At 70.1% G+C, this 13,723-nt stretch carries 13 protein-coding genes and 1 pseudogene; 12 read left to right on the top strand and 2 right to left on the bottom strand.

Annotated features, from left to right (window positions below):
* Positions 1-137, top strand: a pseudogene (locus ABZT17_RS37190) (arabinofuranosidase catalytic domain-containing protein); the annotation flags it as partial.
* Between the two features lie 134 nt (positions 138-271).
* Here the strand turns inward: ABZT17_RS37190 and ABZT17_RS37185 are convergent.
* The gene (locus ABZT17_RS37185; protein ID WP_356355831.1) at positions 272-1,033 is read right to left on the bottom strand and encodes an FCD domain-containing protein; all 762 of its coding nucleotides are present in this window, start codon (positions 1,031-1,033) and stop codon (positions 272-274) included.
* Between the two features lie 307 nt (positions 1,034-1,340).
* On the opposite strand from ABZT17_RS37185, the gene ABZT17_RS37180 reads away from it, so the two are divergent.
* From ABZT17_RS37180 to ABZT17_RS37140, 9 genes are all read left to right on the top strand, one after another.
* The gene (locus tag ABZT17_RS37180) at positions 1,341-2,708 is read left to right on the top strand and encodes an extracellular solute-binding protein (protein ID WP_356355829.1); all 1,368 of its coding nucleotides are present in this window, start codon (positions 1,341-1,343) and stop codon (positions 2,706-2,708) included.
* On the top strand, positions 2,705-3,619 hold the full coding sequence (locus ABZT17_RS37175; protein WP_356355826.1) for a sugar ABC transporter permease: 915 nt from the start codon (positions 2,705-2,707) through the stop codon (positions 3,617-3,619). The genes ABZT17_RS37180 and ABZT17_RS37175 overlap by 4 nt, the downstream gene beginning before the upstream one ends.
* A gap of 109 nt (positions 3,620-3,728) precedes the next feature.
* A complete protein-coding gene (locus ABZT17_RS37170; protein WP_356355835.1) occupies positions 3,729-4,583 on the top strand; it encodes a carbohydrate ABC transporter permease in 855 nt (284 codons plus the stop codon).
* Between the two features lie 8 nt (positions 4,584-4,591).
* Complete coding sequence (locus ABZT17_RS37165) at positions 4,592-6,610, top strand: hypothetical protein (RefSeq protein ID WP_356355824.1); 2,019 nt, start codon at positions 4,592-4,594, stop codon at positions 6,608-6,610.
* Positions 6,607-6,954, top strand: coding sequence for an L-rhamnose mutarotase (locus ABZT17_RS37160; RefSeq protein ID WP_356355822.1), 348 nt, complete (start codon positions 6,607-6,609; stop codon positions 6,952-6,954). Before ABZT17_RS37165 ends, ABZT17_RS37160 begins: the two co-directional genes overlap by 4 nt.
* Positions 6,955-7,004: 50 nt before the next feature.
* Positions 7,005-7,901 (top strand): amidohydrolase family protein, encoded by an 897-nt coding sequence (locus ABZT17_RS37155; RefSeq protein WP_356355820.1) that lies wholly within the window; start codon positions 7,005-7,007, stop codon positions 7,899-7,901.
* A gap of 84 nt (positions 7,902-7,985) precedes the next feature.
* Positions 7,986-9,014, top strand: a complete 1,029-nt coding sequence (locus ABZT17_RS37150; RefSeq protein WP_356355818.1) for an aldo/keto reductase — start codon at positions 7,986-7,988, stop codon at positions 9,012-9,014.
* A gap of 130 nt (positions 9,015-9,144) precedes the next feature.
* Positions 9,145-10,083, top strand: a complete 939-nt coding sequence (locus ABZT17_RS37145; RefSeq protein ID WP_356355816.1) for an aminoglycoside phosphotransferase family protein — start codon at positions 9,145-9,147, stop codon at positions 10,081-10,083.
* A 267-nt stretch (positions 10,084-10,350) separates the two neighbouring features.
* Entirely contained in the window at positions 10,351-11,271 is a 921-nt protein-coding gene (locus ABZT17_RS37140; RefSeq protein WP_356355814.1) for a hypothetical protein, read from the top strand.
* 144 nt (positions 11,272-11,415) lie between these two features.
* On the opposite strand, the gene ABZT17_RS37135 is transcribed toward ABZT17_RS37140, so the two are convergent.
* Positions 11,416-11,796 (bottom strand): toxin Doc, encoded by a 381-nt coding sequence (locus ABZT17_RS37135; protein ID WP_356355812.1) that lies wholly within the window; start codon positions 11,794-11,796, stop codon positions 11,416-11,418.
* Positions 11,797-12,132: 336 nt separating this feature from the next.
* Between ABZT17_RS37135 and ABZT17_RS37130 the strand changes: the two genes are divergently transcribed.
* Both ABZT17_RS37130 and ABZT17_RS37125 read left to right on the top strand, forming a co-directional pair.
* Positions 12,133-13,239: an AI-2E family transporter gene (locus tag ABZT17_RS37130; RefSeq protein ID WP_356355833.1), complete on the top strand. Its 1,107-nt coding sequence runs from the start codon at positions 12,133-12,135 to the stop codon at positions 13,237-13,239.
* A gap of 89 nt (positions 13,240-13,328) precedes the next feature.
* On the top strand, positions 13,329-13,649 hold the full coding sequence (locus tag ABZT17_RS37125) for a DUF6191 domain-containing protein (RefSeq protein WP_356355810.1): 321 nt from the start codon (positions 13,329-13,331) through the stop codon (positions 13,647-13,649).
* The last annotated feature ends 74 nt before the right edge of the window (positions 13,650-13,723 follow it).

The following is a 13,723-nucleotide window of genomic DNA, read 5'->3' as shown; positions in this document are numbered from 1 at the left end:
GATCCGGGGACCGTCCCGCGACCCAGAGGGGGTGGCATGTCCGCAGAACAGGGCAGCTCGAAGGCGTCATGACCTCCGGCTATCCCTCGGACGCCACCGAGAACTCCGTACAGGCGAACATCACCGCGGCCGGCTACGGCAGGTAGCACCGGGCCGTCCCACAACACCCCTGGAATCGCGCCTCGTTCGGGACCGAGGCGCGTTCCCTCGCCGCCACGTCGGCGGGCGCAGGCCCACGATGGACCACCTTCCGCATGTCCGGGTGGGAAGGTCAGCCGAACAGGCGCCGCTGGATCTCCCTGCGGTAGTCCTCCAGCGTCCGGTCGAGGTGGACGGCCGTGGCCTCGGCGGCCTCGTCGGGCCGGCCGTCGCGAATGGCGCGGTAGATCGCCTCATGTTCCTCGACGGCGGCAGCGGTGCCCTCGCCAAGGGTGTCGTGGATGCCGATCGCGCTGGACTGGCGCTGCAGCCGGCGGGCGTCACGCACCGCGCTGCCGAGGAACGTGTTGTGCGAGGCCGCTGCCACGGCCGCGTGGAAGTCGTCGTCCGCCCGGTTGAAGACGTCGACCTCGCCATGGACGTACCCGTGCCGGCACTGCTGCATGGCGACCTCGACGGAGCGCAGTTCGGCGGGCGTGGCGCGGGTGGCCGCGAGCCTGGCGGCGGCCATCTCCTGCACCCTGCGGAACTCGAACAGCATGAGCACGTGATCGAGGTCCACGGGACGGAAGAAACCACCCCAGCGACTGCTGATCAGCATGCCGTCGTCGTCCGCGACGAACAGCCCGCGTCCCTTGTGCGCCCGCACCCGGCCCAGCGCCGAGAGGATCTTCACCGCTTCCCGGACCACCGCTCGACTGGTGTCCAACTGCTGCGCGAGGTCGTTCTCCGTGGGCATGCGGTCACCCGGGACCAGACGCGCCTCGGCGATGAACTCGAGGATCCGCTCTGCCACGATCTCGTACCCGGGCCGGTAGTCGCGCCGCTCGTCCGCGCCGTTCACCACTGCTGGCACGGCGGGCGTGTCGTTCATGTGTGCTGCCTCCGGGTGACTGCGACGAGGGTGCCTGATCGGCCTGAAGCCGGGCTCATCGTACCCCAGATCAAAATGAGTAGTACTCATTTGAGGCCGACTTTGATTTTGATCAAGCGTGTGATTCATGGCTTTGATGTCGATTTATGCAGGTAACGAGATCGCAAGAGTGCGTCTGACGCGCTCAATGAAGCCTGGAAAAGCCCTACACACCCCTTGACTCTGCCTTCTATATGGCGGCTAATTTCTTCCGCGGCGGTACGACAGAGCCGCCAGCCGCCTCATTGCAAACCCAGTGGAGTCGCTCATGTCCGTCTACAAGCCTTCGGCCGCCCGGGAGACAGGGACCAGCGGGAGACGAGCCGCGTTGCTGGCCGGCTGTGCCGCCACCGTGCTGCTCACCGTCACCGCCTGTGGCGGCGGTGGTGGCACCAGCGGCACGACCAACAAGGACGGATTCGCCCAGGCCGCCCAGAACAACAGGGCGTTGACCGTCTGGGTGGACGCGACCCGCATGGACGCGGCGAAGCAGTACCAGGCGTCGCACCCGGACGTGAAGTTGAACATCGTCAGCTACGACGGCGACGCCAACGGGTCCAACTACCTGCAGACGAAGGTCCAGTTGTTCAACCGCACCGGTAAGGGCTGGCCGGACGTCGTCTTCAGCTCCCAGAACAACGAGGCGAGTTGGGCCGTGAGTGCGGGCTTCGCGGCGCCCCTCAACAAGGGTCTGATCCCGGACGCGACCCTCGGCGGGTTCGCCAAGGGGGCCAACGACGTCTGCACGGTCGACGGGACCCTCTACTGCCTGCGCAACGACCTCTCCCAGGCGGTGCTCTGGTACAACGCGCCGCTGCTGAAGAAGTTCGGCTACTCGGTACCGACGACCTGGGAGGAGTACCAGGCGCTCGGCGAGAAGGTCGCCAAGGAGCACCCCGGCTACCTCGTGGGCGACGCGGGAGACTCCTTCACCCCCGAGATCTACATGTGGGCGAGCAAGTGCGGCGCCAACCACATCACCGGCCCCAAGGCCGTCTCGGTCAACACCACCAGCGAGGCCTGCACCAAGATGGCCAAGCTGCTGGACGTACTGATCAAGGACAAGTCCATGTCCATCAGCGGCGTCTTCAGCACCGACTTCGCCAAGAACGAGGCCGACAAGGTCCTGCTCATGCCCGGCCCGGCCTGGTACGGCGGCGCGGTCTTCAAGGACGGCCTCAAGACCCCGGCCAAGCAGACAGCGGTGGCGCCCATGCCGCAGTGGCAGGGCGACACCTCGCCGTCCACCGGCAACGTGGGCGGCGGCACCTGGCTGCTGTCCAAGCACTCCACCCACCTCAAGGCGGCCACCGACTTCCTGAAGTGGGTCACCACCGACAACGCCTACCAGGGTGAGAAGGCCCCCGGCTTCCCGGCGTACGCGCCCGCCGCCGAGAACTGGCTCAAGGCGCAGGCCGCCTCCGGGTACTTCGACGGCGACCTCACCGCCCTCAAGGACGCCTCCTCGCACGTGTGGTCGGACTGGGGCTCGGGCCAGTTCAGCCAGGAGGCCGTCTGGGCCGCCACCGTCAAGCCCGGCCTGACGCAGGGCAAGACCATCGAGTCGCTGCTGCCCGCCTGGCAGGACTCGATCGTCAAGTACGCCGAGGCCGACGGATACAAGGTCTCCAAGTGACCGTCACGCACTCCTCGGCCGGCTCTGCCCGGGGGCGCCCTCGCGGCACCTCCCGGCAGAGCCGGGCCGGCGTGGCATTCGTCGCCGGCTATGTGCTGCTGCTGATCGCCTTCGGCGTCCTTCCGACCTGTTACGCGATCTACTTCGCGTTCACCGATGCCGGAGGCGCCTTCACCGGCCTCTCCAACTTCGTCACCACGGCACAGGACTTCCGCTTCGTCTCCTCCCTGGGCCACGTGGCCCTGTACCTGGTCTTCTGGCTCCTGTCCCTCGTGGTGTTCGTGGTGGTCCTGGCGCTCCTCCTGCACAAGCTGTCCTCCGGGCCGGTCAGTCAGGCGCTGCGCTTCCTCTACTACATCCCCGGAGCCCTCGCCGGTGCGGCGAGCGTCCTGGTGTGGCTGTTCATGCTCGACCCCACGGTCAGCCCCGTCAGCTCCCTGCTGGAGACACTCGGCTTCCACACCTTCGGTGAGGTCATCGCCCCCGGCAACCTGGCGCTGCTGTTCACGATCATCGCGTTCTGGACCGGCGCGGGCGGCTGGATCGTCGTCATGTACGGCGCGCTCAACAACATCCCCAAGGACGTCATGGAGGCCGCCCGCATCGACGGGGCGAACGGCTGGCAGACCGCCTGGCGGGTACAGATCCCGATGCTGCGCAAGTGGATCGTCTACATGGTGATCCTCGCCTTCGCGGGCGGCGCCCAGCTCTTCGTCGAACCGCAGCTGCTGTCCCTCGCCAGCACGGGCGTGGCCGGACGCGACTACTCGCTCAACCAGCTGACGTACGACTTCGCCTTCCAGATGAACAACATCAACGGCGCCGCCGCGGTCTCGGTGGAGCTCCTGGTCGTCAGTTTGTCGGTCGCCGGTGTCTTCGTCGCACGATCGGGGTTCTTCGATGCGGACTGACACCCGACCCACGCCCCTCGCCAACGGCCCCCGCGCGGAAGGCGGTTGGAGCGCCAGGAGCCTCGGCCGCCATGGGGAGGCACGGCCGCGCCGCCGGCCCCCGGGGCAGATCGCGTCCCGGCTGCTGGCGGGCACCGTCCTCACCGTGTTCGTGGTGTTCTTCGTGCTGCCGGTGCTGTGGCTGCTGCTCGCGGCGACCAAGACCGACCAGCAACTGGTCCACGGCAACCCGCTGTCCTTCGGGTCCTGGCACGCGCTGTCGGCCAACTGGCACGCGCTCACCGCCTTCCAGGACGACGCCATCCTGGTGTGGCTGCGCAACTCCGCGCTCTATGCCGCGATCTCGCTGGTCATCACGCTCTGCCTGGCCATTCCCGCCGGCTACGCGCTGGCGATGACCGAGTTCCGCGGCCGGCACGCGCTGCTGATCGCCACCCTGGTCGTGATGCTGATGCCGAACGCCACGCTGGTGGTGCCGCTCTTCCTGGAGATCAACGCGGTGCACCTGATCGGCACCATGTGGTCGATCATCCTGCCGTACTCGTTCTACCCGTTCGGGGTGTACCTGACGTACATCTACTTCACCACCGCCGTGCCCAGGGACCTCCTGGCCGCGGCCCGGATCGACGGCTGCTCCGAGTTCGGCGTCTTCCGCCATGTGGCCCTGCCCCTGGCGACCCCCGTCATCGCCCTGGTCGGCTTCTTCAGCTTCGTCGCCAACTGGACGAACTACTTCCTGCCGTACGTGATGCTCCCCGAGAGCGACCAGATGCCGATCCAGGTGGGCGTCGGCAGTCTGCTCAGCAATGTGCCGTCGTTCAACCCGACCGTCGGCGACCTCGCCATCCAACGCCCGCAACTGGCACTGGCGACACTGGTGGCCATCACACCGGTGCTCGTCGTGTTCCTCTTCGCCCAGCGCTTCCTGGTCAGCGGAATGCTCGCCGGCGCCACCAAGGAGTGACCGCTCTCATGCCCTTCAGCCCTCACCCCCACGCCTCCGGCGACGACACCCCGGCCGCCGACCGGCCCTCCCCCGCACCGGACGTCCGGGCCACGGTCCCGTTGCTCGAACCCCCCGGCTGGGCCGTCGCCCAACGCGCGCTGTTCGACCTCCTCGACCACGCCTGGCGCCACTTCGAGCGAGCCTTCACCGGCCCCGACGGACGGCTGAACTACCACGGCCGGCTGACCAGCCGCGACGGTGTGGACGACTTCTACGAGGTCTTCTTCAACTGGCCCCAGCTCTACCTCCTCGGCGGCGCCGACGACCTCCTGCCCGCCAGCGAGCGGCACTGGGAGGGCGTCACCCGGCAGCTCACCGAACTGGACATGCTGCGCGACGAGTTCGAGCGCGGTTACGACTGGTTCCACCAGGGCGAGAGCCTGTTGCTGCTCTACTTCCTGTGCATGGCGGCCCCCGACCGCTGGGCCGAACGCGCCCTGCGCTTCGCCGAGTTGTACGTCGACCCCGCCAAGGGCAACTACGACCCCGAGCGGCGGATCATCACCCGCCCGCACAACGGCAGCGACCCCGACCGCACCGGCCTGTTCGACGGCGACGTATACCCCTGGCTGCTCAAGGAGGCGGAGACCTACGGCTTCCCGCTGGAGTGGCTCCCCGAGGCAGCGGACGGGCCCTTCCCGCTGTCGGCGGACCCCCGCCTCGGCGACCAGATGCGGGACCGGATGGGCGTCGGGGACACCGCGCTCAACCTCGCCGCGGCCGGCCTCGTCCTCAACGCCTGGATCCTGTCCGGCGAGGAGCGCTACCGCGACTGGATCGTCGAGTACGTGGGCGCCTGGCGCGAGCGCACCCGGCGACACGGTGGCCTGATCCCGGACAACGTCGGCCCGGACGGGGTCGTCGGCAGTCTCCTGGAAGGACGCTGGTACGGCGGCCACTACGGCTGGTCCTGGCCGCACGGCTGGCACAGCGTCGGTCACGCGGCCTGTGTGGCGGCGCTCGCGGCGGCGACGGCCACCGGGGACGACGACTACCTCTCCATGGTCGCGACCTCCCTCGACGCCCTCATCGACCGCGGCAAGGTCATGCCCCACACGGAGGCCGACTCCAGCCTGCCCTCCAAGTGGGTGGCGGAACTCGGCCCGGACCGCCACACGCCCACCCTCCACCTGCCGTTCCGGCACAACGACTCCGGCTGGTTCGACTACAACCCGGCCACAGCCCCCGTGCCGGTGGCGCTGTGGCACCACACCTCCTCGGACGCCGACCGCGCCCGGCTGGAACGGCTGCGCGAGGCCGACGGTATCGACTGGCGCACCGTGCGGCCGTTCCGGGCCAAGGAGGAGTCCGGTCACGAGAAGGCGTGGTTCGCCTTCCTCGCCGGAGACGACCCCGGCTACCCGGAGCGGATCCTCGCGGCCGCCCAGGCACAGATACGCCACCGGCTGCGGCGCGTCGACCGCTATCGCGACCTGGACATCCCCGAGGCCGACATCCATGTGTGGCAGCAGTGCAACCCGGTGGCCACCGAGGCCCTGGTGCAGCTGACCTGGGGCGGCCCTCAGGTGATGTACCAGGGCGGTCTGCAGCAGGCACGGCTGCGGTACCACGACGCCGACGCCCGTCGGGCCGGTCTGCCCGCGGACGTCGCCGCCCTGGTCACCTCCATCGACCCCGAGGCGACCACCGTCGAACTCGTCAACCTCTCCCCCGGCACCGGCCGCACGGTCGTCGTCCAGGCGGGCGCGTTCGCCGAGCACACCATCACCGGGGTCCGGTACACGACCTGCGCGGACGACGCCTGGATCGGGGACATGTACGACTACGGCCACACCGAGCCGTTGGTCGGCGAGACGGAACTCCGTTGTGACAGCCCCACCCTGACGGTCCGTCTGCCCGCTTCCACCCGCATCCGGCTCACTCTGCGGCTCGGGCTGCGCACCCGCACACCCAGCTACCGCACGCCGTTCGACACGGCGGCCGACCGGGCCAACTCCACCGACACGACAGGGGAATCGGCGTGAAGCGCATCGCCCAGACCATCAGGCTCCGCCCCGAACACCGTGAGGAGTACCTCCGGCTCCACTCAGCCGTGTGGCCCGGCGTCGAAGCCGCCCTGCACCGGGCGAACATCCGCAACTACAGCATCTTCCTCCACGGTGACGTGCTGTTCGCCTACCTGGAGTACCACGGCGAGGACTTCGAGGCGGACATGGCGTCCATCGAGGCCGACCCCGAGACACAGCGCTGGTGGAAGCTCACCGACCCCTGCCAGGAGCCCTGGCCCGACCGGGGCGAGGACCGCCAGTGGAGCGAGCTGCCGGAGGTCTGGCACCTGAGCCCGCCCACCGACGACACGACCGCCTGACCCGGCCCCGGCACCAGCCCGACCCGACCCGACCCGACTTGGATCACCTCGTGAACGCACCTGTGCTCGTCGACGCCCATCACCACCTGTGGGACCTCGCCCAGCGTCCACAACCCTGGCTCGACGACCCCGACGTGGCACCGATCCGCCGCACCTTCACCGCCGACGACCTGCGTTCCACCGCCACCCGCGCCATCGCGGGGCGGCGGCTGCACGGCACCGTGGTCGTGCAGTGCGTCACGGAGGTCGCCGAGACCGAGGACCTGCTCGCGCTCGCCGAGCGAGAGCCGCTGATCCAGGCCGTGGTCGGCTGGGCCGACCTGACGTCCCCGGCGATCGGCGACGTGCTCGACCAGCTGACCGCCGGTCCGGGCGGTGGCCACCTGCGTTCCCTGCGGCACCTCGTCCAGGGCGAGAAGGACCCCGACTGGCTGCAACACCCCGACGTGGAAAGGGGATTGCGGGCCGTGCGGGATCGCGGACTGCGCTACGACGTGCTCGTCCGCGATCACCAGCTCGACCAGGCGATCCGGCTCGCGGAACGCTTCCCCGACCTGCCCCAGGTCCTCGACCACGCGGGCAAGCCGGTCATCGCCCGGCAGGACATCGCGGACTGGGAACAGCGCATACGGCGGCTGGCCGCACACCCGCACGTGGTGTGCAAGGTCTCCGGGCTGATCACCGAGGCCGACCACACCCGCTGGACGACGGCCGACATCCGCCCCGTCTGGGACGTGCTGCTCTCGGCCTTCGGCCCCGACCGGTTGATGTTCGGCTCGGACTGGCCGGTCGCCAACCTGGCGGGCGGCTGGAACCGTTGGGCGGCCACCGTCGACGAACTCCTCACCGGCTGGAGCGAGAGCGACGCCCACGCGCTCCTCGCCGGAACCGCGACCGCGTTCTACGGCCTTGCCCGCGCCGCCGGGGAGGGCGACACCCCCACCTGAACGACGTACCCGCCGCACCGGACATCGCGCCGCTCAGACCCAGACGCCGACCGGCGTCCCCGACCCTGCCCCCAGGAGCGCGACTTGCACCGCCGAAAGATCCAGCACACCGGCGTCGAACTCACCGAACTCGGCTTCGGCGCCTCGGTGATCGGCAACCTCTACCGGGTGACCGCTCCCCACGACGCATCGGCCGCCCTCGACGCCGCCTGGCAAGCCGGCATCCGCTACTTCGACACCGCCCCGCACTACGGCCTCGGCCTCTCCGAGCACCGACTCGGCGCCGCCCTGCGCGACCGGCCCCGCCACCAGTACGTCGTCTCCTCCAAAGTGGGCCGCCTCCTCGTGCCCAACGAACAACCGCGAGGCGTCGACACCGAGGGCTTCGTCGTCCGCGACGACCTGCGCCGCCAATGGGACTTCAGCCGCGACGGCGTCCTGCGCTCCATCGACGAGACACTCGAGCGCACCGGCCTCGACCGCCTCGACATCGTCTACCTCCACGACCCCGACGACCACTGGCAACAAGCCGCCGACGAAGCCATGCCCGCCCTCGCCCAACTACGCGACCAAGGAGTGATCGACGCGATCGGCGCCGGCATGAACCAGTCCGCCATGCTCGCCCGCTTCCTGCGCGAGACCCCCGCCGACATGGTCATGCTCGCCGGACGCTACACCCTCCTCGACCAGTCCGCCCTCGACGACGTCCTGCCCACCGCCCAGGCCCACGGCAAAAGCGTCGTCGCGGTCGGCGTCTTCAACTCCGGCCTCCTCTCCCAGGACCGACCCACCGAAGGCATGAAGTACGACTACCAGGACGCCCCGAGGGACCTGGTGCACCGGGCGCAGGCCCTCGCCGAGGTCTGCGAGCGGTACGGCACCACCTTGCCGGCCGCCGCCATCGCCTTCCCCTCCACGCACCCCTCCGTCGTCAACGTCACCCTGGGCATGCGCACCGCGGAACAGGTCCGCCGCAACGTCGGACTGCACGCGCGGCCCGTCCCCGACGGCCTCTGGGCCGAGATGCGTGCGCAGGGCCTGATCAGGGCCGACGTGCCCACCGCGAGCGGCGAGGCCCGGGCGCCCTCACAACCCTCGGAGCCGACGCACTGACACCAGCCAGCTGTGGAAGGTCGTCGACGTCGGCTGATCCGCGAGAAACCTCACCATCTCCTCGCCCTGGGGGCGGCGGCCTGCGCGACGCACGTCGTCGCCTCCTTCGGGTCACGTACCGTGGCTCCGCATGACCGACTCCGATATCGAGATCACCGCGGATCTGGTGCACGATCTGCTCCAGGACCAGCATCCCGACCTCGCGGGGCTGCCCATCCGTGAGGTGGCCGGCGGCTGGGGCAACCAGATGTGGCGTCTTGGGGACGAGCTCGCCGTACGCATGCCGCGCATGGAAAGTACCCAGGACCTCCTGCGCAAGGAGTGCCGGTGGCTGCCCTTTCTGGCCCCGCGTCTTCCGCTCCCCGTTCCGGCGCCGGTGCGGATCGGCGAACCGTCCACGCGCTTTCCGAGGCCCTGGGCCGTGATGACATGGGTGCGCGGCGAGCCGCTGGACCACGGTTCGATCAGCCGCGGCGACCACGCGGCCGACAGGTTGGCGGACTTCCTCAGGGCGCTGCACGCGGAGGCGCCCGCCGAGGCGCCGGCGAGTTCGGACCGCGGCGCTCACCCGAGGAACTGCACGGACGGCTTCGAGCATTTCCTGAACGCCGTCATCGCCGGTGGCTTCGGGACCGACGCCGCCGGCGCCGCCGCTCTCCGCGCCGTCCGCGCTGTCTGGGAGGACGCGGTCGCGGCGCCGGAGTGGGACGGCCCGCCCGTATGGCTGCACGGTGACCTCCATCCCGCGAACGTCGTCGTCTCCGACGGCACACTCGCCGGTGTGATCGATTTCGATTCCCTGTTCGCCGGCGATCCCGCGTGGGACCTCGCCGCCGCCTGGGTGCTGCTCCCCGAGGGCGCGGGTCCCCGGTTCTTCGAGACGTACGACCGCGCGGACGAAGCCACGATCCGCCGCGCCCGTGGACTGGCCGCCATGAAAAGCCTCTTCCTCATCCTCATGGGCCAGAACGGGGACAGGGGTCTGCCCGGTGGCAAGCCGGCCTGGGGACCGGCGGGCCGCGCGGCGCTCGACCGCGTTCTGACATCCGAGGTGCGCCAGCCCTCCTGAATCGACCACCCGGGGCGGGCCGGTCTCCACAACCCAGGTCGCTGTGGGGCAAATGCGTGGACACCGACCCCGGAATCCACCCTCCGCGTTGTGGTGAACTCGCGGATGTTTGACGGGAGTTAGGTGAACTGGCAAGAATCTGGATCACTCACTGCGTCCTGAGTGAGCCGTGTGACGCGAGTGGCCGTGCCGCAGAGTCTCCCGTCTCCGCGTATCCCGACCGTTCGCGCACCACCACCTCCCACACCCTTGATCAGAGGCAGAATCTTGACGCACTCCTCACGCTCCAGAACCGCGGCGGCCCTCGCCACCACCGCCTTCCTCGCGGCCGCACCCGTGGTCGGAGCGACCTCCGCGAGCGCCACCACCGGCGGCTCCTGCCAGTCCGCGACCGTGCAGTACCGCGTCGTCGACGGCGACGGAAAGCCGGTCGGTGCCGACTGGACCTCGCAGGGCGGCTTCCACCAGTGGTCATCCGTTCCGGGCACCGTCGAGGTGCGCCTGGCTCCCGGCCAGACCGTCGGCGCCGACTGCAAGTACCCGGTCTCCCTGGCCGAGTACTCCACCGAGGGCTCCAACTGGTACACCTCCGGCCACCAGACGCTCATCGACCACGCCACGGTGTACCTCACCTCCGCCGACGTGGCGGGCGGCGACGACGCCAAGCACACCTGGCAGAAGCTCTCGGTCAAGACGCCCGACTGCTACGGGCAGATCGACCTCTACGGCGACGACATCATCTACGACGGCAAGACGGGCGAGGGCCACGGTCCCGCCCCGTACCAGCCCGGCAACATCGTGACGCCGTACCACCTCATCGCCGCCTGGAACGGGGGCGACAAGCCCTGCACCCCTGACCAGCCCGGCTCCCCCACTCCGACGCCCTCCTCGTCGACGCCGGCCACCCCCGGCACGCCCCCGGCGAGCCAGCCGCCCACCCAGAACACGACGCCGCCCACCACCCCCACGCCCGTCACCTCGACCAGCACCCCGCCGACCACCTCGCACGTCCCGCCGCTGCAGTCCTCGCCTCCCACCACTCCGAAGCCCTCCCCCAGCGGCAGCACCCCGCCGCTGGCCGAGACCGGCTCCAGCGCACCGGTCGGCCTGATAGCGGGCACCGCCGCCGCGGTGATCGCCCTCGGCGGCGCGGCGCTGTACACGACCCGCCGGACGCGCCGCTCCTGACGGCACCGACGGGCAACGCCCTCGCACGCCGAGGAGCGCCCCGCACACGGGGAGCGTGCAACGCTCCCCGTGTGTCACGTCAGCCGCCTCACCCCCCGGGCCGGCACCGCCCCACCGGCGACCCGCGCCCCGCCGCGGCCGCCGCTACACCTTCCAGTCGCGCAGCCGAGTGGCGACTTCCTGGACGCCGATGCGGGTGTTGCGGACTTGGCGGACCAGATCCGACAGGGCGCCGTAGGGGGGATCGATGCCCTCGCCCGCCTGGGCCATGTACTGGGCGGCGATGAATGCGGCGTACAGGCTCGTGCGATGCGGCAGCGGATCCAGCCGCACGATCGTGTGCAGCAGGGCCGCGGCGCGCCAGGCAGCGTCCGGGTCGGCTGCCGCGAGAGTGGGCAGCCGGGTCTTGTGACGGGCGACGGCGGCCACCAGCGCCGAGTAGTCCGAGACCGAGAGATCGTCGTGGCCGAGCGCGCCCTCCTGGACATCCAGCAGCCAGGAGACGTCGATGTGGAGCGGAGACATCAGGCGGCGGCAGCTCCGCCGCCCCGCTCGCCTGGGGGCACTTCCTCGGGGAACGCCTCGTCGACATTCGGGTGAAGCGAGAACCGATCGGGCCGACGACTGCGGTGGCCTCGCCCCCCAGACGAACCCTCCTTCCGAATTGTCCCGATTTAGAAATTGGTCAGTCTGGGGACACGTAGCTGCAGGGCTTCGATGGCGTGAGGTGGTGAGACACAGGTGAGCGACGCCTCGCGTCGGCCGCGTCGGCGTCCGGGTGCCGGGTCCGGCGGACGTCACGGCCCGCGGCGGATGCGTTACGTCGTGCTGGGCAGTCGACCGGCCCACGGCACGGGGACCGTGGGCTCGGCGCGCAGGGCGGCCTCAGCGGCGCGGCGGGCCGGGGACGGCGCGGCCGTGCACCACGGGCTGAGGGTGAGTGCCGCGTACGCGTGGCGGCTGCTGGTGCTCGGGGCGGCCGTGTACGCGGGTTTCGTGATCCTGGGACGTCTGCAGCTGGTCGCCGTGGCGCTGTTCCTCGCCCTCGTCGTCACCTCCGTCCTGCGTCCGCTCGCCGATCTGCTGGCGCGGTGGCTGCCGAGGGCCCTGGCCGTGGTGGTGAGTGTCGTCGGAAGCCTGATGGTGGTGCTCGGGCTGCTGGCACTCGTCGGGGAACTGGTCGCGAGCGAGTGGGGCCGGCTGGGGGACGAGTTCAGCGGAGGCGTCGGCCGCATCGAACGGTGGCTGCGGGGACCTCCCTTCCATGTGAGCCCCACGGTGACGTCGGACCTTCAGGACAAGGTGAACACCTTCGTGTCCCAGCACCGCTCCACGCTGATCAGCAGCGCGGTGAGCGGTGCCGGACGGCTCGTGGAGGTGCTGACCGCGGCGGTGCTCGCGTTGTTCTGCTCACTGTTCTTCGTCCATTCCGGCGACCGGTTCTGGCGCTGGTTCCAGGAGCTGCTGCCGCAGCCCGCACGCGACCCGTGGAACCGGGCCGGCCGTGCCGCGTGGCGGACCTTCGCCGGGTACACACGGGGCATCGTCATCGTCGCGGCCACCAACGCCGTCCTGGTCGGGATCGCCCTGTTCGTGCTGCGGGTGCCGCTGGCCCTGCCGCTGACCCTGCTGGAGTTCTTCGCCGCGTTCATCCCGCTCGTCGGATCGCCCATCGCGCTGGGCGTGGCCACGGTGGTCGCCCTTGCTTCCCGTGGGCCGGTGATCGCGATCGTGGTCCTCGCGCTGATCGTGATCGTCGGCCAGATCGAAGGCCATGTACTGCACCCGCTGGTGATGAGCTGGGCGGTCCGCCTGCACCCCGTCGTCGTGGCCGTCTCCGTCATCGCGGGCGGCATCCTGGCCGGGGTGGTCGGCGCGGTCGTGGCGGTGCCGATGGTGTCGGTGGCCTGGGCGGTCCATCGCGAACTGCGCTCCCCCCGGACCGGGCACAGACAGGTGGACACCTGAGGGCGATCACCGTGCCCCCGCCGTCCGGACGGTCGTACATATTTCCGAAGTCGACGTGTGAGCGCCTCCCTGCCCCCGATACTGGGCGCATGGGATTCGCCGTCTTCATGACTCTGCCCGGACTGGTCATCGTCCTGACCGCGCTGGCCTTCGCCGATCAGCTGCTTCTGCGCGCAGGGCGGGCCGGGCTGCTGCCGTGGCGCAACGGCGCCAGGCAGGGACAGATCTCGGCAACGGGCTTCGAGCAGCTGCACGCGAGCTTCTCCCCGGGCAAGCAGAGCGAACTCAAGGAGCGCCAGTCGGCGCTCCTTCTGAAGGACGAGGACGAGGACGGAGCACCGCCGCACCGGACCATGGTGGATCTGGACGCCGGAACCGCAGTCGTCCGTGTACCTCCGTCCGCCCGGTAGCGCACGCATCGGACACCCTCCCGCGCCCCCTCTGCCGCATTCCTCCCTCCCCTGCCCGGAGCAGCTCACCGCGA

The sequence above is a fragment of the Streptomyces sp. NPDC005648 genome (genome assembly GCF_040605395.1).
GTDB lineage: Bacteria > Actinomycetota > Actinomycetes > Streptomycetales > Streptomycetaceae > Streptomyces.
This window is presented reverse-complemented; position numbering and strand designations above follow the sequence as displayed.